Annotated in this window: 24 protein-coding genes; 17 read left to right on the forward strand and 7 right to left on the reverse strand. The window is 60.9% G+C overall.

The window, feature by feature from the left end; genetic code table 11:
- Positions 1-44: 44 nt before the first annotated feature.
- Both AC1D2N_RS24770 and AC1D2N_RS24775 read left to right on the forward strand, forming a co-directional pair.
- Positions 45-533 carry a cupin domain-containing protein gene (locus AC1D2N_RS24770; RefSeq protein WP_130653288.1) on the forward strand — a complete coding sequence of 163 codons (489 nt, stop codon included), beginning with the start codon at positions 45-47 and terminating at the stop codon, positions 531-533.
- A gap of 68 nt (positions 534-601) precedes the next feature.
- Positions 602-1,036, forward strand: a complete 435-nt coding sequence (locus tag AC1D2N_RS24775) for a DoxX family protein (protein WP_018244065.1) — start codon at positions 602-604, stop codon at positions 1,034-1,036.
- Between the two features lie 66 nt (positions 1,037-1,102).
- On the opposite strand, the gene AC1D2N_RS24780 is transcribed toward AC1D2N_RS24775, so the two are convergent.
- Entirely contained in the window at positions 1,103-2,017 is a 915-nt protein-coding gene (locus tag AC1D2N_RS24780; RefSeq protein WP_130653287.1) for a polyprenyl synthetase family protein, read from the reverse strand.
- 136 nt (positions 2,018-2,153) lie between these two features.
- Here AC1D2N_RS24780 and mtgA point away from each other — a divergent pair, with 136 nt between their 5' ends.
- From mtgA to AC1D2N_RS24805, 5 genes are all read left to right on the forward strand, one after another.
- A complete protein-coding gene (gene mtgA / locus AC1D2N_RS24785; protein WP_026230972.1) occupies positions 2,154-2,891 on the forward strand; it encodes a monofunctional biosynthetic peptidoglycan transglycosylase in 738 nt (245 codons plus the stop codon).
- Between the two features lie 213 nt (positions 2,892-3,104).
- Positions 3,105-3,827: a DUF1868 domain-containing protein gene (locus AC1D2N_RS24790; RefSeq protein ID WP_130653286.1), complete on the forward strand. Its 723-nt coding sequence runs from the start codon at positions 3,105-3,107 to the stop codon at positions 3,825-3,827.
- 13 nt (positions 3,828-3,840) lie between these two features.
- Positions 3,841-4,488: a glutathione S-transferase family protein gene (locus AC1D2N_RS24795; RefSeq protein WP_130653285.1), complete on the forward strand. Its 648-nt coding sequence runs from the start codon at positions 3,841-3,843 to the stop codon at positions 4,486-4,488.
- Between the two features lie 155 nt (positions 4,489-4,643).
- Positions 4,644-4,829, forward strand: a complete 186-nt coding sequence (gene rpmF / locus AC1D2N_RS24800) for a 50S ribosomal protein L32 (RefSeq protein ID WP_003543812.1) — start codon at positions 4,644-4,646, stop codon at positions 4,827-4,829.
- 250 nt (positions 4,830-5,079) lie between these two features.
- Entirely contained in the window at positions 5,080-5,487 is a 408-nt protein-coding gene (locus AC1D2N_RS24805; protein WP_003543801.1) for a hypothetical protein, read from the forward strand.
- Here AC1D2N_RS24805 and phaR read toward each other — a convergent pair.
- A complete protein-coding gene (gene phaR / locus AC1D2N_RS24810) occupies positions 5,482-6,054 on the reverse strand; it encodes a polyhydroxyalkanoate synthesis repressor PhaR (protein WP_003543798.1) in 573 nt (190 codons plus the stop codon). The two genes, AC1D2N_RS24805 and phaR, sit on opposite strands and share 6 nt — an antisense overlap.
- Positions 6,055-6,293: 239 nt before the next feature.
- On the opposite strand from phaR, the gene AC1D2N_RS24815 reads away from it, so the two are divergent.
- Positions 6,294-7,475: an acetyl-CoA C-acetyltransferase gene (locus AC1D2N_RS24815; protein WP_018244060.1), complete on the forward strand. Its 1,182-nt coding sequence runs from the start codon at positions 6,294-6,296 to the stop codon at positions 7,473-7,475.
- A 71-nt stretch (positions 7,476-7,546) separates the two neighbouring features.
- The gene (gene phbB, locus AC1D2N_RS24820) at positions 7,547-8,272 is read left to right on the forward strand and encodes a beta-ketoacyl-ACP reductase (RefSeq protein ID WP_026230971.1); all 726 of its coding nucleotides are present in this window, start codon (positions 7,547-7,549) and stop codon (positions 8,270-8,272) included.
- 95 nt (positions 8,273-8,367) lie between these two features.
- On the opposite strand, the gene AC1D2N_RS24825 is transcribed toward phbB, so the two are convergent.
- The 3 genes from AC1D2N_RS24825 to AC1D2N_RS24835 all read right to left on the reverse strand — a co-directional run bounded on the left by AC1D2N_RS24825 (position 8,368) and on the right by AC1D2N_RS24835 (position 9,159).
- Positions 8,368-8,526: a hypothetical protein gene (locus tag AC1D2N_RS24825; RefSeq protein ID WP_165418676.1), complete on the reverse strand. Its 159-nt coding sequence runs from the start codon at positions 8,524-8,526 to the stop codon at positions 8,368-8,370.
- A 192-nt stretch (positions 8,527-8,718) separates the two neighbouring features.
- On the reverse strand, positions 8,719-8,976 hold the full coding sequence (locus AC1D2N_RS24830; RefSeq protein WP_018244057.1) for a YMGG-like glycine zipper-containing protein: 258 nt from the start codon (positions 8,974-8,976) through the stop codon (positions 8,719-8,721).
- 27 nt (positions 8,977-9,003) lie between these two features.
- Positions 9,004-9,159 carry a DUF3309 family protein gene (locus tag AC1D2N_RS24835; RefSeq protein WP_007632343.1) on the reverse strand — a complete coding sequence of 52 codons (156 nt, stop codon included), beginning with the start codon at positions 9,157-9,159 and terminating at the stop codon, positions 9,004-9,006.
- An 865-nt stretch (positions 9,160-10,024) separates the two neighbouring features.
- Here AC1D2N_RS24835 and AC1D2N_RS24840 point away from each other — a divergent pair.
- The 5 genes from AC1D2N_RS24840 (at position 10,025) to AC1D2N_RS24860 (ending at position 16,441) form a co-directional block, all read left to right on the forward strand.
- On the forward strand, positions 10,025-13,294 hold the full coding sequence (locus AC1D2N_RS24840; protein ID WP_130729449.1) for a helicase-related protein: 3,270 nt from the start codon (positions 10,025-10,027) through the stop codon (positions 13,292-13,294).
- A 2-nt stretch (positions 13,295-13,296) separates the two neighbouring features.
- The gene (locus AC1D2N_RS24845; protein ID WP_012759434.1) at positions 13,297-13,701 is read left to right on the forward strand and encodes an RNA-binding S4 domain-containing protein; all 405 of its coding nucleotides are present in this window, start codon (positions 13,297-13,299) and stop codon (positions 13,699-13,701) included.
- Positions 13,702-13,895: 194 nt separating this feature from the next.
- Positions 13,896-14,234: a ferredoxin FdxA gene (fdxA, locus tag AC1D2N_RS24850; protein WP_130653283.1), complete on the forward strand. Its 339-nt coding sequence runs from the start codon at positions 13,896-13,898 to the stop codon at positions 14,232-14,234.
- A gap of 393 nt (positions 14,235-14,627) precedes the next feature.
- Entirely contained in the window at positions 14,628-15,200 is a 573-nt protein-coding gene (locus AC1D2N_RS24855) for a CarD family transcriptional regulator (RefSeq protein WP_113542539.1), read from the forward strand.
- A gap of 377 nt (positions 15,201-15,577) precedes the next feature.
- Entirely contained in the window at positions 15,578-16,441 is an 864-nt protein-coding gene (locus AC1D2N_RS24860; RefSeq protein WP_018244054.1) for an RNA polymerase factor sigma-32, read from the forward strand.
- A 151-nt stretch (positions 16,442-16,592) separates the two neighbouring features.
- Here the strand turns inward: AC1D2N_RS24860 and AC1D2N_RS24865 are convergent, their stop codons facing one another.
- Both AC1D2N_RS24865 and AC1D2N_RS24870 read right to left on the reverse strand, forming a co-directional pair.
- Positions 16,593-18,137 carry a M48 family metalloprotease gene (locus AC1D2N_RS24865; RefSeq protein WP_047620233.1) on the reverse strand — a complete coding sequence of 515 codons (1,545 nt, stop codon included), beginning with the start codon at positions 18,135-18,137 and terminating at the stop codon, positions 16,593-16,595.
- 387 nt (positions 18,138-18,524) lie between these two features.
- Positions 18,525-20,063 carry an MDR family MFS transporter gene (locus AC1D2N_RS24870; RefSeq protein WP_018448325.1) on the reverse strand — a complete coding sequence of 513 codons (1,539 nt, stop codon included), beginning with the start codon at positions 20,061-20,063 and terminating at the stop codon, positions 18,525-18,527.
- Between the two features lie 116 nt (positions 20,064-20,179).
- Here AC1D2N_RS24870 and AC1D2N_RS24875 point away from each other — a divergent pair, with 116 nt between their 5' ends.
- From AC1D2N_RS24875 to AC1D2N_RS24885, 3 genes are all read left to right on the forward strand, one after another.
- Positions 20,180-20,707, forward strand: coding sequence for a MarR family winged helix-turn-helix transcriptional regulator (locus tag AC1D2N_RS24875; protein ID WP_130653281.1), 528 nt, complete (start codon positions 20,180-20,182; stop codon positions 20,705-20,707).
- A gap of 102 nt (positions 20,708-20,809) precedes the next feature.
- Positions 20,810-21,466 (forward strand): thiamine diphosphokinase, encoded by a 657-nt coding sequence (locus AC1D2N_RS24880; protein ID WP_028733584.1) that lies wholly within the window; start codon positions 20,810-20,812, stop codon positions 21,464-21,466.
- 3 nt (positions 21,467-21,469) lie between these two features.
- The gene (locus AC1D2N_RS24885; protein WP_130653280.1) at positions 21,470-23,287 is read left to right on the forward strand and encodes an ABC-F family ATP-binding cassette domain-containing protein; all 1,818 of its coding nucleotides are present in this window, start codon (positions 21,470-21,472) and stop codon (positions 23,285-23,287) included.
- Positions 23,288-23,358: the final 71 nt, after the last annotated feature.

Here is a 23,358-nt window from a genome sequence, read left to right on the forward strand (position 1 = left end):
CATTAAGAGTTAAGTGTATCACAATCAAATCAAGGCACAAGTCGATGAATTCCGCTCCCCTTTCCGGCCGGTCCGACGCCGCTGCGCCGATGACCGTCCATTTTCTTGGCAATATCCTCACCTTTCGTGCCCGCTACGCGGATACCAAAGGCAGCTTCACCGTCATCGAAGCCTATACGGCTCCGAACGCCGGCCCGCCGCCGCACACGCAGACGGATCAGGAAGCCTTTCTCATCCTCGAAGGCCGTTACGAGATCGTCGTCGGCGACGAGACCAAGCATTGCGGCCCCGGCGATTTCGTCCACGTCTCTCCGGGCACGCTGCATTCCTTCCGGAATATTGCCGAGACGCCCTCGATGCTGCTTTTGATCAATTTCCCCGGCGATCTGCATGAGGAGTTCTTCATGGCGATCGGCGAGCCGGTCGCACCCGGCACGACAGCCTTTCCGCCGATGAGCGCGCCCGACGTTCCGAAGATCGTCGCGACGGCCGCCCGTTTCGGCATCGACATTCCGCCGCCGCCGCAGGCGTGAGCCCGCGGCCCCGGGGAGCAAGCGCTGCGACGCCGATCCCAATCCTTTCGACTATCGAGGAATCAACAATGAGAATGCATCATGTCGATCGCCTGCTGGCATCGAGCAGCTTTCGGATCTTTGCCCGCATTCTGCTGACGCTGGTCTTCTGGTCGAGCGGGCTTGCGAAGCTCTTCGACTTCCCGACCGCGATCGCAGAGATGGAGCACTACGGCCTTGCGCCTGCTGCGCCGACTGCGATTGCCGTCATATTCGTGCAGCTAGCCGGCTCCGCCCTTGTCATCTCCGGTCGGCATATCTGGCTCGGGGCGGGCGCTCTCGGCGTCTTTACCGTGCTGACGATCCCGATCGCGCACGCCTTCTGGTCGATGAGCGGCCAAGCCGCCTTTCTCGAGATGCTGTTTGCGATCGAGCATCTGAGCGTCGTCGGCGGTCTGATGATCGTTGCGATCCTGGGGCGGCGAACCGCTGCGGTTCAGGCGCCTGTTTTAGCCGGCGCCTGAACGATCGGATCATCGGCGTCGGGGAACAGTCAAAGCTCCCCAACGCCGGAGGCGGGCCTGGGGATGTCAGCTCTTCCGGTCGGCGATGAAATGCGCCGCGGCGGTGAGGATCGAGGCGCGAGGGCCGTAGGGGGCAAGCAGCGCCTCGGCATCGCGGACATGCTCACGGAGCTGGGCTTCGGCCCATTCCATGCCGCGAAGAGCTACAAGTGTTCCCTTGCCGCGGGCCGCATCCTTGCCGGTTGCCTTGCCCATGGTCGCGGTGTCCGAGGTCAGGTCGAGAATGTCGTCTGCAAGCTGGAAGGCAAGACCGATCTTTTCGCCGAAGGCGCGCAGGCGGCGGCGATCTTCCGGCGGGCTTGCCGAGATGACGGCGCCGGCTTCACAGGCGAAGCGGATCAGCGCACCGGTTTTCATCGCCTGCAGGCGGATGATGCCGGCTTCGTCGGGGGCCTGCTTTTCTGCCGCGAGATCGAGCGCCTGGCCGCCGGCCATGCCGCCGAGACCGGCTGCGCGGGCAAGGGCCAGCACCAGCGATGCCTTGCTGGTATCGGGAAGGGTCGTTTCCGGCGCAGCGATGATGTCGAAGGCGTAGGTCAGCAGGCTGTCGCCTGCGAGGATTGCCGTCGCTTCGTCGAACTTGATGTGTACCGTCGGTTTGCCGCGGCGCAGGTCGTCATCGTCCATGGCCGGCAGGTCGTCATGCACGAGAGAATAGCAGTGGACACATTCAAGGGCGGCGCCGACGCGAAGTGCCGCCTCTGCGTCGCCGCCGAGAAGGGCTGCACTTTCGACGACGAGAAACGGGCGCAGCCGCTTGCCGCCGTTCAGCACGGCATAATGCATGGCATCGCGCAGCGTCTCGGGCCTGGCGATTTCATCGGAAAGAGTGCTCGGCGAGAGCAATAGGTCGAGCAGCGCCTCGATCTCGTGGGCGTTGTTCTTCAGCCTCGTCTCGAAAGTGTTCCGGTTCGCGTCCATGGGCGCTGTTTGGCATGAGCGCCCACGGGCTTGCAACGGAATTGTCGATGGCGGCAGCAAGATTCGCCGCGCACTCTGGCATAAGCTCTGCACAGGCGTTATGAGAACGACAGGAGCGAAATCGGACTTGGGGACATTGGATATAGCGCCAGAGAGAGAGGACAGCGTCGACATGCCGGCTCGTCGGCGATGGTTCGAAGACCGGCGTGTGTTGAAACGCATTGTTCTTGCCGTGCTGATCTTGCTGATCCTTCCCTATGCACTGATCTTTTTCTATCTGCTGCCCTTCATTCACCCCGTCTCGACGCTGATGTTGCGTGATCTCGTGCTGCTGCGTGGTTACGACAGGCAATGGGTGTCGCTTGATAATATCGCCCCGGTTGTGGTGCAGTCGGTGATGATGTCGGAGGACGGGCAATATTGCTTTCACGGCGGCGTCGACTGGGCGGAAATGCGCATGCTGGTCGAGGATACGCTGAAAGGTCAGGCGACACGCGGCGGCAGTACCATTCCGATGCAGACGGCGAAGAACCTCTTCCTCTGGAACAGCCGCTCCTTCGTGCGCAAGGCGCTGGAACTTCCGCTCGCGGTGACCACGGATTTCGTCCTGTCGAAACGGCGGTTGATGGAAATCTATCTCAACATTGCTGAATGGGGTCCCGGCATCTACGGCATCGAGGCCGCGGCCCAGCATCATTTCAAGGTGCCGGCCTCGAAGCTGACGCGGCGCCAGGCATCGCTGCTTGCCGTCTCGCTGCCAAACCCGATCGACCGCAATGCCGGCAAGCCCGGACGAGGCCTTCGCCGGCTCGCCGGCGTCATCGAGAGACGCGCGCAAGGTTCAGGCGATTACATCAGGTGCATTTATGATTGACATCAGAACTTGTCGTTAGAGCAGGATTCAGATTTCAGTCCGGGTTCTGCCTGAAATCTGAATCCTGTTCTAAATTATATAGTTAGCGCATGATATCGTCCAAAAACCGCTCACACTTTTCGGCATCATGCTCTAGAAGCGGCAAGTGTCATCTGACATTCTTGGTTCTGCCATATGGGCGAATGCAGTCCAACCAGAGCCCCCGAGTCGCCCATGACCACCACGACGTTTTCGCCCGAGCTTCTCCTTTATTCGGAGAGGCATAATCCGACCCCGCCCGCCCATCTCGGCAGCCGCTATCGCAAGGTCGGCGGCTTTCTGCCGGAAGCCGGCAACACCATCGTCTGCCATCTCGAGAAGGGCTCGCAGACGCAGACGGCGCTGATCGAGGCGCGTGAGAAATATCTGGCGATGCCCGAGGCCCCGCAGTTCCTCTTCACGCCGATATCAAGCATTCACATGACGCTTTTCGAAGGTGTCATCGAGACCAGGCGCCGGCAGGATTCCTGGCCGGGCGACCTCCCACTCGATACGCCGATCGAAGACATGACCGCGCTGATGGCGGCCAGGCTCGAAGGTTTCTCGATGTTCGATCCCTTCAAGGTCGCCATCGTCGACGCTCGCCCGTCGGGCCTGCTCGTCGACGGGGCGACGGAGAACGACCGCAGGGTCATGCGCGCCTGGCGTAATGCGCTGGCTGATCTTCTGGGCTATCGCCAGCCGAGCCATGAGGAATACAAGTTCCACATGACCTTTGGCTATGCGATCGAACGGCTGGAGGATGAAGCCTTGCCGCGCTGGCAGGCGATGCTCGATGAGGTGGCCGACGATATCCGCCGCAAGGCCCCTGTTCTCGAGCTGACCCCGCCGGCATTCTGCGTGTTCGAGGATATGAACCATTTCCACGAATTGCTGATTTTCGATTTCGAAGCCTGAACGGGAGAGGCCCATGGATAAACCGACGCTGTACATTGCCAACAAGAACTACTCTTCCTGGTCGTTCCGGCCCTGGATGGCGCTGACGGGCGCCGGCGTCGATTTCGAGGAAGTCCTGATCCCCTTCGACTATCCCAGTGGCAATCCCAATATCAAGGCGATTTCGCCGACCGGGCGGGTGCCGATCCTGCAGCACGGCGCATTGAAGATCTGGGAATCGCTGGCGATCGTCGAGTATGTCGCCGAGCTTTATCCGGACGCCGGCCTTCTGCCGAGGGATCGTGCCGAGCGGGCGCTCGCCCGTTCGGTTTCGATGGAAATGCTCTCGAGCTTCCGGGCGCTGCGTAGCGCCTGCCCGATGAATATCCGCCGGCCGAAGGGCAAGATCGCGCTGCCGGATGGTGTCGACGCCGATATCAGCCGTATCGAGACGATCTGGCGCGACCTGCTGCAGCAATCCGGCGGACCGTTTCTGTTTGGTGCGTTCAGCGGGGCGGATGCGATGTTTGCGCCTGTCGTCAACCGGTTCGACATCTATGATCTCGTCAGCCGAAACGATATCCTGGCCTATATGGAGACCATGAAGGCGCATCCGGCCTGGCGGAAATGGGAAGAGGCGGCCCGCGCCGAGCCTTGGATCGTGCCGGAAGACGAAGTCTGAGCCTGGAATCATCGGCTTCGCAAAAAATACGCATGGGGACTGGTCAAGGCCACCCCTTGCATGTATAAGCGCGCCAAATTCCGAAATCGCGACATGTCCGTTTCGGCCGCCAGTCTGGCCGTGGGAATGTTTTGCCCGCAAGTGGAGTAAGTGAAATGGCTGTACCGAAGAGAAAAACAAGCCCGTCCAAGCGCGGTATGCGCCGTTCGGCAGACGCACTGAAGGCTCCGACCTACGTCGAAGACAAGAATTCCGGCGAACTGCGCCGCCCGCATCATATCGACCTGAAGACCGGCATGTATCGCGGCCGCCAGGTCCTGACGCCGAAGGAAAGCGCATAATTTCCCGATCCGGCTTGTCCGATCGAAGTTTCAAGGCCGGCGTCATGCCGGCCTTTTGCATTTCGACAATATAATATTTGCAATGACTTGCAGTCAGACAACGGTTTGCGGCAGTATTCTTCTTGCGCGCTACTGTGCCGCGCGTCTTTTCAGACGCGCAAAGGACGCTGTAGCACTTTGAAGCTACGCATCATGCTTTCCGAAAATCGCATCCGATTTTCGGAAAGCATGATGCGCTGGGAGATTGCCGATGATAGCCGCCATGCCCCTGATGATTATCCCGTTTATTCTTTACAATCTGGCGATGCTGGGCCTGATGGGCGATGGCGGCATTCCGGCACTGCAGCATGATATCATCGTGCTGTCGATGATCTCGGGCGCGATCTGGAGCATGGCGCTCGGCGATCTTTTCATCGTCATCGCACTTGTCGTGCTGTTCTTCGAAATCCTCAAAGCGACCAGGACCGGTCCCGGCAATCTCGTCAACCACATGTTGTCGATGCTGGTCTTCATCGCCTTCCTGGTCGAGTTTTTGCTCGTCCGGGATGCTGCGACGCAGGTATTCTTCATTTTGATGACGATCGCTCTGATCGATGTCATCGGCGGTTTTGCCGTGTCGATCCGAAGCGCCGGGCGGGATGTCTCGATCGGACTATAGGTTGTCGAGCTTGTTCTGAAGGGCGCGGAGCTGTTCCTTCAGCTCGTCGATATCCTTGGCCTCGGCCTTGCGGCTTTCCTTGGCAGGCGGCGTCATGAAGGGCGAGAACATCTGCATCGCCTGCTGAAACAGCTCGGTGTTGCGGCGAACATGGTCCTCGACCATCTGCATCGGCAACTGCAGGTTCTTGCCGAGCGGCGTTTCGCCGAAAGCGCGGGTCACCTGCTCGCGCATCTGGGCTTGTTGTTCGGTGAAGGAGCGCATCGAATGTTCGAGAAAGCTCGGCACGACCATCTGCATCTGGTCGCCATAATAGGTGATGAGCTGGCGCAGGAAGGAGATGGGGAGCAGTGTGTTTCCGGTCTTTGATTCCTGTTCGAAGATGATCTGGGTCAGCACCGAATGGGTGATGTCATCTCCGCTTTTTGCATCTTGTACGGTAAATTCTTCGCCCTTCTTCACCATCTCCGCCAGGTCTTCCAGCGTCACGTAAGTGCTGGTGCCCGTGTTGTATAGGCGGCGATTGGCGTATTTCTTGATAACAATCTGACCCTCATGCTTCGCCATATCAGTCTCCTGAACCCCCGTCTGATTTATGGATATTCCTCCAGTTGAGACTGTAAACGCAAAAGAAGGCCGGTGACAATCTCTTTGTGCGATGCGGCAAACCTTTCACAGAGCAGATGAATCGGGCTTTCGCGGGCTGCTGCCGAAAAATGACGGCAGCCGGTCTTCGCGTTTGACTTGTGCTCCAAGCTTTGCCAGTTTCCACTTATGTAAGTGAGACGAAAACGAGGAGCGTCCCCATGAGCAATCCATCCATCGTCATCGCCAGTGCAGGGCGAACAGCAGTCGGCGCTTTCAACGGCGCTTTCGCGACGGTTCTCGCGCATGAGCTCGGGGCGGCCGTCGTCAAGGGCGCGCTCGAGCGCGCCGGCGTCGATCCCGGCGAGGTGGACGAGGTGATCCTCGGCCAGGTGCTCTCCGCCGGCGAGGGCCAGAACCCGGCCCGCCAGGCGGCGATGAAGGCCGGCATTCCGAAGGAGGCGACCGCTTGGGGCGTCAATCAGCTTTGCGGCTCGGGGCTGCGCGCGGTTGCGCTCGGCATGCAGCAGATCGCCACCGGCGACGCCAAGATCATCGTTGCCGGCGGCCAAGAATCCATGTCGATGGCCCCGCATGCCGCGCATCTGCGCGGCGGCGTCAAGATGGGCGACATGAAGATGATCGACACGATGATCAAGGACGGCTTGACCGACGCTTTCCACGGCTACCACATGGGCATCACCGCCGAGAATGTTGCGCGCCAGTGGCAGCTTTCGCGCGACGACCAGGATCAATTCGCCGTCAGCTCGCAGAACAAGGCGGAGGCAGCGCAGAAGGCCGGCCGCTTTGTCGACGAGATCATCCCTTACGTCATCAAGACACGTAAGGGCGACGTTACGGTCGATGCTGACGAATATATCCGTCACGGCGCCACGCTCGAGGCGATGGGGAAATTGCGCCCGGCCTTCGACAAGGACGGCACGGTTACGGCCGCGAACGCGTCCGGCCTCAACGATGGTGCCGCTGTGGCGGTGCTGATGAGTGAAGCGGAGGCAGTCCGGCGCGGCATCCAGCCGCTCGCTCGCATCGTTTCCTGGGCAACGGCAGGTGTTGATCCGCAGATCATGGGCACCGGACCGATCCCGGCTTCGCGCAAGGCGCTCGAGAAGGCCGGCTGGTCGGTGAACGATCTCGATCTCGTTGAAGCCAACGAGGCCTTCGCGGCGCAAGCCTGCGCCGTCACCAAGGATCTCGGGTGGGATCCGTCGATCGTCAACGTCAACGGCGGGGCGATCGCGATCGGCCACCCGATCGGCGCCTCCGGCGCGCGCGTTCTCAACACGCTGCTGTTCGAAATGAAGCGCCGCGGTGCGAAGAAAGGTCTTGCCACGCTTTGCATCGGGGGCGGCATGGGTGTGGCCATGTGCTTTGAAGCGCTTTAAATAGCATACGATCCATGTTTGATTGAAGATCCCGCCACGCGGCGGGGCGAAAAACAAAAGGGGAGCGGAACATGAGCAGAGTGGCTGTGGTCACTGGGGGTACACGCGGCATCGGCGCGGCAATATCCATGGCACTGAAAAACGCCGGATACAGGGTCGCGGCCAGCTATGCGGGCAACGACGAGAAGGCCAAAGCCTTCCATGATGTCACCGGCGTTCCGGTGTTCAAATGGGATGTTTCGGATTACCTCGCCTGCGGCGAGGGAATTGCCAGGATCGAAAGCGAGATCGGGCCTGTCGAAATCCTCGTCAACAATGCCGGCATCACCCGCGACGCGATGTTCCACAAGATGACGCAGCAGCAGTGGCACGAGGTGATCAATACCAACCTCACCGGCCTGTTCAACATGACGCATCAGGTCTGGACCGGCATGCGTGACCGCAACTTCGGCCGTATCGTCAATATATCGTCGATCAACGGGCAGAAGGGCCAGATGGGCCAGGTGAATTATTCGGCGGCCAAGGCGGGCGATCTCGGCTTCACCAAGGCGCTGGCGCAGGAAGGGGCAAACAAGAACATCACCGTCAACGCCATTTGCCCCGGTTACATCGGAACGGAAATGGTGCTTGCCGTGCCGGAGAAGGTGCTGAATGAACGCATTATTCCGCAGATCCCCGTCGGCCGTCTCGGCGAACCGGAAGAGATCGCGCGCTGCGTCACCTTCCTCGTCTCCGACGATGCCGGCTTCATCACCGGTTCGACGCTGACGGCCAATGGTGGGCAATACTTCGCCTAGGCAATTCCATTCCTCGAGTCGGTAATACGGATTATCGGCAGATTCAAAGCGATGACGCGCCGGGAGACGCGCCATCGCTTATTTCATTTGCTGGATCAAGACCGGCGGTCGGTGTTTGGATGTCGCTGTTTCCGAACTCTGGCTGGGACTTTGGCGAGCGAGCGGTCTCCGCTGCTGAGGGCTGATATCGCGGTCGTCAGGAAAGCCGATGCGATGAGAGCGGCGACGAGGGAATTCAGGAAAATCTGGATCATGGAAACGTTCCTTTCCGGTGCGCCGGGCGGCTCTGCCTGTCCGTTGCGCTCGTGAAGGAGATATGGGCCTGCCCGTCGGGCGGCGGTAGATTTGACTTTCGCAACCGAGTGTCAACGACTCGTTGACGGGTGTGAGCGGCAAAGAAAACGGGCGCCGAAGCGCCCGTCGGGAGTCCGATATGCCTTTGCCGATTAGCGGCAACGAGCCTCGTAGCGGCGGCCGTAGCGGTCGCGATAGACGCAGTAGCCGCGGCGTTCGACCGAATGACCGATCAGAGCACCGGTCAGACCGCCTGCAACGGCGCCGACGGCTGCGCCGCCCCAGCTGTTGGTGACGACACCGCCAATGACCGCACCGGTGCCGGCGCCGATCGCCGTACCTTGCTCGGTCGCCGTGCAGGATGCCAGAGCGCCGACGAGCGCACCAATAAGAACAATCTTCTTCATCATGTCGTAACTCCCCAGGTTTGTAGGCCTTTAGACGCGGCCCATGAGTACAAGGATAATGATAATGACGAGAACTAGCCCCAAACCGCCAGAAGGTCCATAGCCCCAGCCACGGCTGTAACCCCAATTCGGCAGGGCTCCGATCAGAAGCAGAATAAGGATAACAAGAAGTATCGTGCCGAGCATAGTGTGTTCCCTTCATTTCATCTGCAATTCGAATGGACGAGAAACACTTATTGGCGATTTTTGTTCCCGGCTAAGCTCTCGAAATGTGACGAAACCTTGTTTGCGGTTTTCTGAGGAGCATGGCCGCTTTCACGAACGGTCGGCAGCATCGGTCGAATTCGACCATTCCGGGAAATCACCCGTATGGTTAAAAACTCCTTTAAATACAATATGTTGCGGTGAACAAAGCGGGAAAATCGTGATGTCGCCGATTCGTCAGCGATTCGTTCCCTCTTTGATCAACGCCTGCACTCGGCACCCGTATCGGCTGCCGCAGTTTAACGCGATCTGAATCCGGCTCCCGAAAGATTAATGCCGGTGCGATGAGGTGGAACGAAGGCCCCTGCCGCCGATCCGCATCTAGCGCCCGGACCTGAAGCTGCTACCAGATGTGGCCGTGAACGAAAGGCGAAAACGACGGAGTCAGCGATTCGTCTCCGATTCGTTCCGGCTTTGGTCGAGAGGTTAATTTCGGGCGGATTTTCGCCTGTTCAAGATCAGGCGGGAATCGGTCACTCACGATAGCGAAAATACGAACAAGAGAGAGTCTCATGATTCAGCATCTAGTGGGAAAAAGTGATTCAAAATCAATACTTAGCCGTGAACAAAAGCTGAATCAGCTGGAGTCACCGATTCGTCGCTGATTCGTTCTCACGCTGTTCCGAATCGGCAATTCGGACGCTCCACGGGACTCGCAAAGGTCGTAATCCCCGAGGCATTTTGAAATCTGCCCTTGCGTTTGCGGCGGCAGCTGTCCATGTGTTCACTGGCTTCCATCGAGGAGCCGAGATTTTCCTGGGGCCACCCGCCTCATTTGCATGGACTCATGACTCTGACTTCGCAGCCGATGATTCTGAGTGGGCGCGGTGTGACCGCGGTGCTCGGGCCGACCAATACCGGCAAGACCCATTATGCCATCGAGCGCATGGTTGCGCATGGGACGGGCGTGATCGGCCTGCCGCTCCGGCTGCTAGCGCGCGAGGTCTATACGCGGGTGGTGGAGAAGGTCGGCGTGCAGAATGTGGCGCTGGTCACCGGCGAGGAAAAGATTTCGCCGCCCAATGCGCGTTTTTCCGTCTGCACCGTCGAAGCGATGCCGCGCGAGACCAAGGCCGCCTTCGTCGCGATCGACGAGGTGCAGCTCGCCGGCGATCTCGAGCGCGGCCATATCTTCACCGACCGCATCCTGCATCTTCGCGGCCGCGAGGAGACGCTGCTGCTCGGTGCGGCGACGATGCGGCCGATCCTGCTGCAGCTCCTGCCCGGCATCAATATCGTCGAGCGGCCGCGGCTTTCGCATCTTTTCTACGCCGGGCAGAAGAAGATCACCCGGCTGCCGCAGCGTTCGGCCATCGTCGCCTTCTCTGCCGACGAGGTCTATGCCATCGCCGAGCTCATCCGCCGGCAGCGCGGCGGCGCCGCGGTCGTGCTTGGCGCGCTTAGCCCGCGCACCCGCAATGCGCAGGTGGCGCTCTATCAGGCGGGCGACGTCGAGTATCTGGTGGCGACCGATGCGATCGGCATGGGCCTCAACCTCGATGTCGATCACGTTGCCTTTGCCCAGGACCGGAAATTCGACGGTTACCAGTTCCGCAATCTCAATCCTGGCGAACTCGGCCAGGTCGCCGGGCGCGCCGGGCGACACGTGCGGGACGGGACCTTCGGCGTCACCGGACAGGTCTCGCCCTTCGACGATGAGCTGGTGCAGCGCATCGAGGGGCACGAGTTCGACAACGTCAAGGTTTTGCAGTGGCGGACGACGGAGATGGACTTCTCCTCAATCGCATCGCTGCGCGCCAGCCTTGAGGTGGGACCGCGCGTACCGGGGCTGACGCGGGCGCTGCCTGCGGTCGACCAGCAGGCGCTGGAACAGCTTTCGCGCTATCCCGAGGTCATCGATCTCGCCGACAGGCCGGCGCGCGTCGAAAAACTCTGGGAGGCTTGCGCGCTTCCCGACTATCGGCGTATCACCCCAGCACAACATGCCGATCTTATCGCGACCCTCTTTTCCGATCTCGTCCGCTATGGCACGGTGAACGAGCAGTTTCTGGCGGAGCAGGTTCATCGCTCCGATCGAACAGATGGGGAAATTGACACGCTTTCGGCGCGAATCGCGCAGATAAGGACCTGGACCTACGTTTCGAATCGGCCCGGTTGGCTTGCCGATCCGACACACTGGCAGGAAAAGACGCGGGAAATCGAAGATCGATTGTCCGACGCGTTACATGAAAGGTTGACGAAACGCTTTGTTGATCGCAGGACATCTGTGCTCATGAAGCGCCTGAGAGAGAATGCGATGCTGGAAGCTGAAATCAGTGTGAATGGCGATGTCTTCGTTGAAGGACATCATGTAGGGCAGTTGAGCGGATTCCGTTTCACGCCGGTGGCGGGAACGGACGGACCGGATGCCAAGGCGGTTCAGGCTGCGTCGCAGAAGGCGCTCGGGCTCGAGTTCGAAGCCCGCGCGGCCCGGATGCATGCCGCCGGCAACAGCGATCTGGTGATCGGTTCGGACGGTTTGATCCGTTGGCTGGGCGACCCGGTGGCGCGGCTTTCGGGCAGCGATCACATCATGCGTCCGCGCGTGATCCTGCTGGCCGACGAACAATTGACGGGCAATGCCCGTGATCACGTCGCCGCCCGCATCGAGCGCTTCGTCAATCATCATATCAGCACGGTGCTGAAGCCGCTCGATGATCTGTCGCGCGCCGAGGACCTGCAGGGCCTCGCCAAGGGGCTTGCCTTCCAGCTCGTCGAGAATCTCGGTGTGCTCTTCCGTCGCGACGTGACCGAGGAGGTGAAGTCGCTGGACCAGGAGGCCCGTGCCTCCATGCGCCGTTACGGCGTGCGTTTCGGCGCCTATCATATCTTCGTTCCGGCACTTCTGAAGCCGGCGCCGGCCGAGCTCATCACGCTGCTCTGGGCGCTGAAGAATGACGGTCTCGACAAGCCGGGTTATGGCGATCTCATTCCGGTGCTTGCCGCCGGCCGCACCTCCGTCGTCACCGATCCGAGCTTCGAGCGGATGTTCTACAAGCTCGCCGGCTTCCGTTTCCTCGGTAAGCGTGCCGTGCGCATCGACATTCTGGAAAGGCTTGCCGATATCATCCGGCCGCTGCTGCAATGGAAGCCCGGTCAAAACAACCGTCCGGAGGGCGCCTATGACGGCCGCCGCTTCACGACGACGACGGCGATGCTGTCGATCCTCGGTGCGACGCTCGAGGACATGGAAGAAATCCTCAAGGGTCTCGGCTATCGCGCCGATGCCGTGAAGGCGGAGGAGGCATCAGTACATCTTGCGACGCAGGATGCGGCCTCAGTGCCTGCTGCCACTGCGGAAACGCCTGCGGAAGAGACAGCCGAAAAGGCTGATCACGACGATGCCGACGGAGCGGCGGAAGAGACTGCTGCCGAAGCGTCTGCAACCGAGACGGCTCCGGCGGTTGCTGACGCGCCCGTAGCCGAAGCGGTCCAGACCCCCGCTCCTGTCGAAGCGATCGAGACATCGGCTCCGGCGGAAGCGTCTGGGGAAGCGGTGTCCGTTCCCGAGGAAGCAGCACCTGCTGCTGGGGAAGCAGTACCTGCAGTTGGGGAAGCCAGCGAGCCGGTGGAACCGAAGCCGGTTCTTCTGTGGCGTCTCGGCGGCCGCAACGACAATCAGCGCCAGGCGCGCGGCGGGCATGGCGATCGCCGTGGCGGCCAGGGCCAGGAGCGCGGTCAGAACCAGGAACGCGGCGACCGCAATCGCCGGCCCGGCGGCGGTGAAGGCGGCGAGGCCAATCGCGGCGGCGACGGCCGTGACAACAATCGCCAGAACCGCGGCAAGGAAGGCGGCGGTCGCGATGGCGGCCGGCCGCAGCAGGCAAGGGGCGACCGCAACAACCAACCACGGGGCGACCAGCCGCGCGGCGACCGGCAGGACCGTGGCGATCGCAAGGATCGCGGTGACCGCAACGATCGTAACGACCGCAACAACAATCGCGGCGGCTCGCAGCCGCTGCGCTTTGAGGCCAAGCCGCCGCGCAAGGAGAAGCCGATCGATCCGGATTCGCCTTTCGCCAAGCTCGCGGCCCTCAAGGAGCAGATGAAGAAGTAGTCATGAGCGGGGAGACACAGCCGACAAGCGGTTCGCGCCAGCGCATCGACAAGTGGCTGTTCTTCGCGCGCATGGCGAAGTCACGCTCGGTGGCGCAGAGCCATATCCAATCAGGCCATGTGCGCATCAACGGCGAGCGCTGCAGCCAGCCGAGCCAGATGGTCAAGCCGGGTGACCGTATCGAGCTGACGCTGGAGCGGCGCGACGTCGTTCTCGTCGTGCGCCTTGCCGGCGAGCGGCGGGGGCCTTACGAGCAGGCGCGCCTGCTTTACGACGACCAATCCCCGCCGCCCGATGAGGCAAAACGTCTCACGCCCTACGAGCAGGCAATCCGGGCGACCGGCACCGGCCGTCCGACCAAAAAGGAAAGACGTGCAATCGACAGGCTGATGTCGGACGAGGATTAGAAAACTCTGTCTGCGGCGGCGGCTTTTGCAGATCGTTTATCCTTGAAATCCGGCGATAAAGCCGATACGTCACTGACAACCTGCCGGAAGCGTGCTTGCCTCCCAAGCCTGCTCACGCTTTTCCTCCGGCACGGGGATAGGCGCGACGTTCCAGGTTGCCCGGCCCCATCCGCATGGAAATCCTGGAGTTCTTCATGACCTATGTCGTGACCGACAATTGCATCAAGTGCAAATACACCGATTGCGTGGAAGTCTGCCCTGTCGACTGCTTCTATGAGGGCGAGAATTTCCTCGTCATCCATCCCGACGAATGCATCGATTGCGGCGTCTGCGAACCGGAATGTCCCGCCGAGGCGATTAAGCCCGATACCGAGCCGGGCCTCGACAAATGGCTGAAGATCAACACCGAATATGCGACGATCTGGCCGAATATTACGGTCAAGAAGGAGCCGTTGCCTGAGGCCAAGGAAATGGATGGCGAGGCCGGAAAATTCGAGAAATATTTTTCCGAGAAGCCTGGTTCCGGCGATTGAAACAGTGTCCACATTCGGTCGCCGGATTCGGGCGACCGCGGGCCGAAACGTTGTAAAAGCTGCGTGAGGCATATGGGTGACATGTGTTGCCCGCATGACTCAAGCGAAGCAAATTATTGATTTCCTCATATTTTTATGATAGGTTTCGGTTACTGTTCCATTTGTGGCATGACGCATGCCCAAAACCATCACGAAAGCAAAACCAATCCGTACGCGGTTTCCGTGACATATCAACGCTTTGAGCGCCGGGTCCCAAGATCGCGCGCAAGAAGTCTTTGCTTTTGCCCGATGGGACCAGAGTGAAGTCACCCGACGGATACTACCGTCTCACCCGGGCCTGACTGACCCGGCTCCGGCCGCCGCCGGAAGCGTAACAGGGAGTTTTTGAATAGAATGACGACTCAGCAGAAAAAGCCTTCTACAGCACGTCACGGCTTCAAGACCGGTGAATCGATCGTCTACCCCGCTCATGGCGTCGGTACCATCACCGCTATCGAAGAGCAAGAAGTTGCCGGCATGAAGCTCGAACTTTTCGTTATCGATTTCGAGAAGGACAAGATGCGTCTGAAGGTTCCGGTTGCGAAGGCCATGAGCATCGGTATGCGCAAGCTTTCGGAAACGGATTTCGTCGAGCGTGCATTGAAGGTCGTGCAGGGCAAGGCGCGCGTCAAGCGCACCATGTGGTCCCGCCGCGCCCAGGAATATGATGCCAAGATCAATTCCGGCGACCTGATTTCCATCGCTGAAGTTGTGCGCGATCTCTATCGTGCCGAGAACCAGCCCGAACAGTCCTATTCCGAGCGCCAGCTCTATGAGGCTGCGCTCGACCGCATGGCGCGCGAAATCGCCGCTGTCAACAAGATGTCGGAAACCGAAGCCGTCCGTCTCGTCGAGACCAATCTCAACAAGGGTCCGAAGCGCGGCAAGACGATTGAAGAAGACGATTCGCAGGACGAAGCCGCATAAAGCGACCCCGTTTTTCTGTCAAAAAACCCGGCCTTCGTGCCGGGTTTTTTTATTGGAACTTTTTCCCGACTGCCGCGTTTATCACACGTAATTGCGGACTGCTCGTCAGGCAATGGCCTCAACGAGCGAACTGCTATTCCGTCAATGTTCGATGAGGAGCGGATCATGCCTTTTCTATATTGCCCATCCGGCAAAGTGAAGAAACAGGTCCAGCCCAGCCGTCTTACCGGCACATGATGAGAAATAGGGCCTCCCCCTGAAAAGTCCAGGGGCGAGGCTTTTATGCATTCAGAACCCATTCAATCCGGACAGCGATGTTCCGGAACATGAGTTTTATTGTTCATTTCAGGGCGAGAGGCCTGCTTTGGGAGATCGAAATGAAGAACATGTCTGCAGATCGGCGCATGATCAAAATCGCGATGGCCGCCCCCTATCTTGCCCGTCAGGAAGAGCATGATCTTGCCACCCGCTGGAAGGATCACGACGACCGCGGCGCGCGCAACCAGATCGCCATGGCCCATATGCGCCTCGTCATATCCATGGCCGGCAAGTTCCGCAATTTCGGCCTGCCGATGAGCGATCTCGTGCAGGAGGGCTATGTCGGCCTGCTGGAGGCCGCCGCACGCTTCGAGCCGGAACGCGACGTGCGCTTTTCGACCTATGCAAGCTGGTGGATCCGGGCTTCGATCCAGGATTATATCCTGCGCAACTGGTCGATCGTGCGTGGTGGCACGAGTTCAGCGCAAAAGGCGCTGTTCTTCAATCTGCGTCGTCTGCGCGCCAAGCTCGCCAAGGGTGACACACAGCTGACGCTGCAATCCATTCACCAGGAAATCGCCGCGGCCCTCGGCGTGAGCCTCGCCGATGTGCAGACGATGGATGCCAGGCTTTCCGGTAACGACGCTTCGCTGCAGGCGCCTTCGGTCTCCGGCGATGCCGAGAGCGCGGAGAAGATGGACTTCCTCGTCAGCGACGATCCCCTGCCGGACGAGCAGGTTTCCAACATGATCGACGGGGAGCGTCGCCGCGTCTGGCTCGCTTCGGCGCTGAAACATCTCAACGAACGCGAGATGAAGATCATCAGCGCCCGGCGTCTGGCGGAAGACGGTGCCACGCTCGAAGAACTCGGTGCCGATCTCGGCATTTCCAAGGAACGTGTGCGTCAGATCGAAAGCCGGGCGATGGAAAAACTCCGCAGCGCCCTCGTCAGCGCCGATCCGCATATGGCGGCCTACGCTTGAACCGAAAGCGCGTCGCGATCTTTCAGATTCGCCGGTCGTGCTTTAGGTGTTTTTTTACGCATGTCGTTATCGCAAAACCGCTGCCCACTTTTGCGCGACATGCTTGTCCCCTCCAGCAGCACAGACTGGCCCGGCGTAAGCCGGGCCTTTTTTATTCGGCAATGATCTTGACGCGATCGCCCGTTGAAACGGCCGCACCCGTGGGCAGGGCGTTGATGAGCTTGAAGAGATCGAGCTTGCGGTCGGTGCCCATCATGCGGGCGGCGAGCGTCGAGATGTTCTCACCCGGCCGGACGGTGACGACGCGGATGCGCAGCGGCTTCAGCGATGCCGCCTCTGCCGGCGTCATGCGCCGGAAACTGGCGCGTAGCACATTGGCCGTTGGCTCAAGGGCGTCGCTGCCTTTCGGTACGGCCGTCAGGAAACGGAAGATCTGCGAATTGTTGCGGATCACGGTGACATCGAAATCCCAGCGGTCGGCGCTGGCGCGCGCGGTGGCTGCTTCCATGCCGTTGATGGTGATCGGCTGGATGGTTGACGGGTCGAGGCCGGTTACCCAGCCGCTGGAGATATAGTTGGTGAGGCTCTGGTTCTGATTGTCGGCGACGCCGTCGAAACGGACGGCGATGTCGTTCGGACCGGTGGCCATCACCGCCTCGACCTTGTTGTCGATGTGGAAATCCGGCGGCACGTCGAAGCGGATGCCGAGGCCGCCATGCAGGAAGGTCTGGCCGCGCACATAGCCTTCTTCCGGGCTGTCGCCGTAGAGCAGTCCGTCTATGCCGTCGAGATAATAATCGCGGCCCTTGTCGCCGACAGAGCCTTCCTGGCCGAAGGCGCGGGCGTGGGTGCGGGCAAGCTCTATGCGCTGCGCCGAATTCGGATGGCTCGACAGGAAGTCGAGGCTCTGGTCGGCTTCGGGATCAACCGACATGAAGCGGCTGTAAGCGGCCATGGAATCGAGGAAACGGGCAGCGGCATAGGGGTCGTAGCCGGCTTCGCCGAGCATGCGCACACCGATGACATCGGCCTGCAGCTCCTGCTGGCGGGAGAAGGCGGCGAGCCGCAGCTTGCCGCGGGCAAGCGCCTGCTTGCCGGCGATGTCGCTGGAAAGGACTTCGGCGACGACGCGGCTGGCGATGACCTCAGCCTCTTCGCGCTTCTGCCGCTCGATGCCGTGGTTTGCCGTCACATGGCCCATTTCGTGCGACAGCACGGCGGCAACTTCCGAAGCGTCGTTGGCAAGGGCGAGCAGGCCGCGGGTGACGTAGAGATAACCGCCCGGCAGCGCAAAGGCGTTGATCGCCGGCGAATTCAGGATGGTGATGCGGTAGGACTGGCTCGGATTTTCCGACACCGCCGTCAGCGCGCCGGCGATGCGGGCGACGAGGCGCTCGGTTTTGGCGTCCTTGTATTCGCCGCCATAGCTTGCCACGATGCGCGGATGCTCACGAGCGCCCATCGCCGCGCGCGGGTCGTTCTTCTGCACCTCGTCGACGATCTGTGGATTGGAAGAAGGTGAGACACTCGGCTGATAGGATTGGTCGATCAGCGTTTGGCAGCCATTCAGCGCCATTGCGACGGCCGAAAGCAGCATCAGGCGACGCGCGAAGCGCCGCGGCGCGGAGATGGCATCACTGGAAAGCGCGGGCGATTTCCACGTCGTCAAGCTGTCCAGTCTGTTTCTCCGCATCATGTCGCTGTTTTGCCGGTTTGCCTGAGATTCGGACCGACCATGGCAAAGGGAATTCAACAGGTGCGCACCCCTGATCTCGCGCTGCACAATCGGCCGATACAAGTCTTTGCTGTAGCTGATTTACGCATCGGTTGCATAGCGAGACTCTGCTTAAATGTGGCGCCGTTGCATTTTGGCAAGCCTCAGGCATTAAGGCCTCCCTTCGCTCGGATGAAATTATGGCGAAAGTTCCGTCACAAAGCGGAGATTCGTCGACAGCGCGGAAAAAGAACGGGCCGATTGAATTAACCAGCCCGATAGCGACAGCCATGCGTGAAAATTGCAACCAGAAATATGTTCTTGGTGAGGAGACGCCTCTTGGTAAGGCATTTCCGCGGGGCGATTCGACTATTCGGCAGCTTCCGCTGTCGCCGGTTGCGGCCTCGTCGTTTCGCCGGCGCGGGGCAATTGCACCGGCTTCAGCATGATGGCGGCCGCAAGGCCGATCAGCGCAATGGCGCAGGAAGTCATGAAGAGCGGTGAGAAGGCGGCGGCATAGGTATCGGCAACGGCCTGGCGGCTCGCTTCGGGAAGGGCGGCCATCATTTTCGGCGTCAGCTGCTCGATATCGGCGACGCCGGGAATGGAGACGCCGACCTTGCCGAGCTCAGAGGCGATGATGGCGCCGTAGATGGAAATAGCGATCGAGGCGCCGCCCATGCGCGACAGCGTCACCGAGCCGGTGGCGGCGCCGACGTCGCGGGCCGGTGCTGCATTCTGTACGCCGATGACGGGAACCTGCTGGGCAAGGCCGATGCCGATGCCGTGCAGCATCATGATCGCGCCGATGAAGACGATCGGCGTTCCGGCGTGGATCTGCGACATCAACGCAAAGGCAGTGGCGCTGCAGGTGAGGCTTGCGATGGCGAAGGGCTTGTAGCGCCCCGTCTTCGAGATGATCCGGCCTGCTGTCAGCGATCCGCAGACGAGGCCGCCGGTCAGGAGGATGAAGAGCAGGCCGGCGGCCGACGGCGAAAGGCCGGTCGTGGTCTGCAGGAAGAGGGCGAGATAATTGACCATGCCGATGGCGATGGCGCCGCCCATGATCGAGATGACCAGGAGCAGGCTGAAGGTGGAATTGCGAAACAGCTGCAGGGGAACGATCGGCTCCGGCGCGCGGCGCTCTGTGAATACCCAGGTGACGGCGCAGATGACGCCGAAGGCGACGATGCCGATGCTCTGCGGCGAGATCAATGCGCCGAACAGCTCGCTGCTGTCGGTGGCAAGCACGATGCTTGTCGTCGTCATGGCAAGCAGGAGCGCACCGGCATAATCGATCTTGGGGCGGCGATGCGGTTTGCGATACGGCAGCATGAAGGCAAGGCCGGTGAGCACGATGAAGCCGATCGGCACGTTGACGAGGAAGATCGAGCGCCAGCCGAAGAGATCGCTCATCGTGCCGCCAAGCACAGGGCCGATCGCGCCCGATGCCATCAGCACGAGGCTGGAATAGCTCTGGTAGCGAGCCCGCTCGCGCGGTTCGAACAGATCGGCGTTGACGGCGAAGATCGACACCATGATGCCGCCGCCGCCAAGGCCCTGCAGCACGCGGGCGGCGATCAGCGTATTCATCGAGACCGCAAGGCCGCAGACCGCCGAGCCGACGGTGAAGATCATGATCGCCGTCATCATCACATATTTGCGGCCGAACAAGTCGCCGAGCTTGCCGTAGAGCGGCATGACGGCGCTCAGCGACAGGAGATAGGCGGAGCCGATCCAGCCGAAACGCTCGAGATGGCCGAATTCACCGACGATCGTCGGCAGAGCCGTGGAGACGATCTGATTATCAAGCGTCGCCATGAACATGGCGGTCATCAGGAAAAGGAAGAGGATAAGCCGGCGACGAGGATCCGTCACGAGCGGCGCAGGCGCGAGTTGCATGTCCATGGGAGGCATCGTTCCGGGTTGATATGCTTTTATGTGCTAACGGCATATAGTTGTCAATGGCACATTAATGACATCGGCATATTCAATTTTCGAATCGGCTCTGTTATGGTCCTGTGATGAGCGACGTCCTGACCAAGACCCTTTCTGCGGAGCCGGCCGAGCCGGATCGTGAAAACGTGCCGCGTATCGGCCGGAGCATGGCACGCATGCGGCTGATGACCGGGCGTCGGCTGATCGGCCGGCTGGCGATCCAGAGTGCTGCACCAGGCCTTGAGCTTTCGCATCTCGACGTGCTCGATGCCGTACGGAGGGCGCAGCCTGCCGGCGAGGTCACGGTCGGCATGATCGCGGAGATGCTGCGCATCGATCCGTCACGGGCAAGCCGGGTGGTCGCCGACATGGTCGGGCGCAACGTGTTGCGCCGCGAGGCCTCGCAGGCCGATGCGCGGCGGATCGTCGTCGTCATGACCGAGGTCGGCCAGGACCTGCTTGCCGAGATCGTCGCGCAGAAGCTTGCAATCATTTCCGAGATCGTTTCCGACTGGCCGCAGGAAGATGTCGAGCGCTTCGCAGCGCTTTTCGAGCGCTTCATCGGCGGCTACGAGGCGGTCTTCCTGTCGCGCGACAAGGATACGCCGGGCTAGGCGGCAGTTTAAAGTGATCGAGCGTCCCGTTGGTGTTGGACGCACGGCGCTTTCAGGCAAGCGGCGCCCCTTCCCCTCGACCCCCCGTTTGCGCTAAGGGCAATGCCCATGAGCCAATCCACCTTCACCATTCTCCTTGGCGGCGAACTCAGCCTGACGGAGCGCCTGCGCCATGCCATCGCCGACAGCCGCTTCATTGCGGCCGATGGCGGCATGCGGCATGCGGCAGCACTCGGCATCGAGCCGGAGCTCTGGGTCGGTGATTTCGATTCGACACCGGCCGATCTCGCGGATGCATTTCCGAATGTGCCGAAACAGCCTTATCCGGCAGCGAAGGCGGCGACGGACGGCGAAATCGCCGTGGCGGAAGCAATCGCGCGGGGCGCGCGGCGGCTCATCCTCGCCGGCGCGCTCGGCGGCGAACGCTCCGATCATGCGCTTCAGCATCTGCTGTCGGCCGTCAGCCTGGCAGAAGAGGGTTTTGACCTGCTGCTGACCTCGGGCAAGGAGGAGGCAGTGCCGCTGGTTGCCGGTACGATCGAACTGGACCTTCCCAAGGGCAGCCTGTTTTCCGTGCCCGGATTCAGCGAGCTGAGAGGGCTTTCCATCGAGAATGCGCGTTATCCGCTGGCGGATTTCCATCTGCCTTTCGGCTCGTCGCGCACCATTTCCAATGTTGCGGAAGGCACCGTTCGCTTTTCGCTCCGCAGCGGCCGGGCAATCGTGCTCGCCCGGCCCTATGATCTTTCCGGAGTCTGATTTTTGGCCCCTCCCATTCTAAAACTCGACGATATCTTCCTGAGCTTCGGCGGCGCACCGCTGCTAGCGGGTGCTAGCCTGCAGATCGAGGCCGGTGACAAAATCTGTCTCGTCGGGCGTAACGGCTCGGGAAAATCGACACTGCTGAAGATTGCCGCCGGCCTGGTCGAGGCACAGTCCGGCGAGGTCTTCCGCCATCCGTCCTCGACGGTGCGCTATCTCGAACAGGCGCCGGACTTTGCCGGCTTCAACACGGTGCAGGCCTATGCCGAGGCCGGCCTCGGGCCGGGCGATGACCCCTATCGTGTCACCTATCTGCTGTCGCATCTCGGGCTGACCGGCGAAGAAGACCCCAGAATGCTGTCCGGTGGCGAATCGCGGCGCGCTGCCCTTGCCCGGGTTATGGCACCGGAGCCGGACATTCTTTTGCTCGACGAACCGACCAACCATCTCGACCTGCCGACGATCGAATGGCTGGAAGGCGAGCTGCAAAAGACGCGCAGCGCTTTGGTGCTGATCTCGCACGACCGGCGTTTCCTCGAAAAGGTCTCGACGGCAACCGTTTGGCTCGACCGCGGCACCTCGCGCCGGCTCGACCGCGGCTTTGCGCATTTCGAAGCCTGGCGCGACCAGGTGCTGGAGGCCGAGGAACTGGAGCAGCACAAGCTCGGCAAGTCGATCGAGCGCGAGGAGCACTGGCTGCGCTATGGCGTCACGGCGCGGCGCAAGCGCAATATGCGCCGTCTCGGCGAGCTGCAGACGATGCGCTCGAACTATCGCGGCCACAAGGGGCCGCAGGGCACGGTGCAGGCGACGGTTTCGGACGCGCAGGAATCCGGCAAGCTGGTCATCGAGGCCGACAAGATCACCAAGAGCTTCGGCGAGCGGGCAATCGTCACGCCGTTTTCGATCCGCGTGCATCGCGGCGACTGCATTGGTCTCGTGGGACCGAACGGCGCCGGCAAGACGACGCTGCTGAAGATGCTGACCGGGCAGCTTGCGCCTGATAGCGGCACGGTGAAGCTCGGCACCAATCTGGAGATCGCGACGCTCGACCAGAAGCGCGAGGATCTCGACCCCGAGGATACGCTTGCCAACTATCTGACCGACGGGCGCGGCGAAAACCTGCTCGTCAACGGCGAGCAGCGCCATGTCACCGGCTATATGAAGGAATTTCTGTTCCAGCCGGAACAGGCGCGTACGCCGATCAGAAACCTCTCCGGCGGCGAACGCGCCCGGCTGATGCTGGCGCGCATCCTTTCGCGCCCGACGAATCTCTTGATCCTCGACGAGCCGACCAACGATCTCGATATCGAAACACTCGATCTCCTGCAGGAGATTGTCGCAGGCTTTCCCGGCACCGTCATTCTCGTCAGCCACGACCGCGATTTCCTCGACCGCACCGTGACCTCGACGATCGCACCCGCCCTGCCGGATGCGCCTGATGGCCGCTGGATCGAATATGCCGGCGGCTACTCGGACATGCTTGTGCAACGCAAGGGCGCGCTCGAGGAGCGCAGAAAAGCCGAGAAGGCGGCGGAGAAGCCGAAGACGCAGGAGGCACCAGCGCCAGGCAGCTCGAAGGTCAAACTCTCCTTCAAGCAGAAATTCGCACTGGAAAACCTGCCGAAGGAAATGGCGAAGGCCGAAGCCGAAATCGCCAAGCGCGAACAGGTGATGGCAGATCCCAATCTTTTCACGCGCGATCCTGCCGCCTTCAACCGACTTGCCAGCGAGATGGAAAAACTGCGCGCCGGCCTGACAAAGATGGAAGAGGAGTGGCTGGAGCTCGAAATGCTGCGGGAAGAGCTGGAAGGCTGAGATTTTCTCGAGGCTGAAGGCTCACTTTTCCTTGATTCGTCAGTGTGTCGTCCTGCGGCATAAGGTGCCGT

Source organism: Rhizobium sp. P1_B8 (assembly GCF_056406515.1).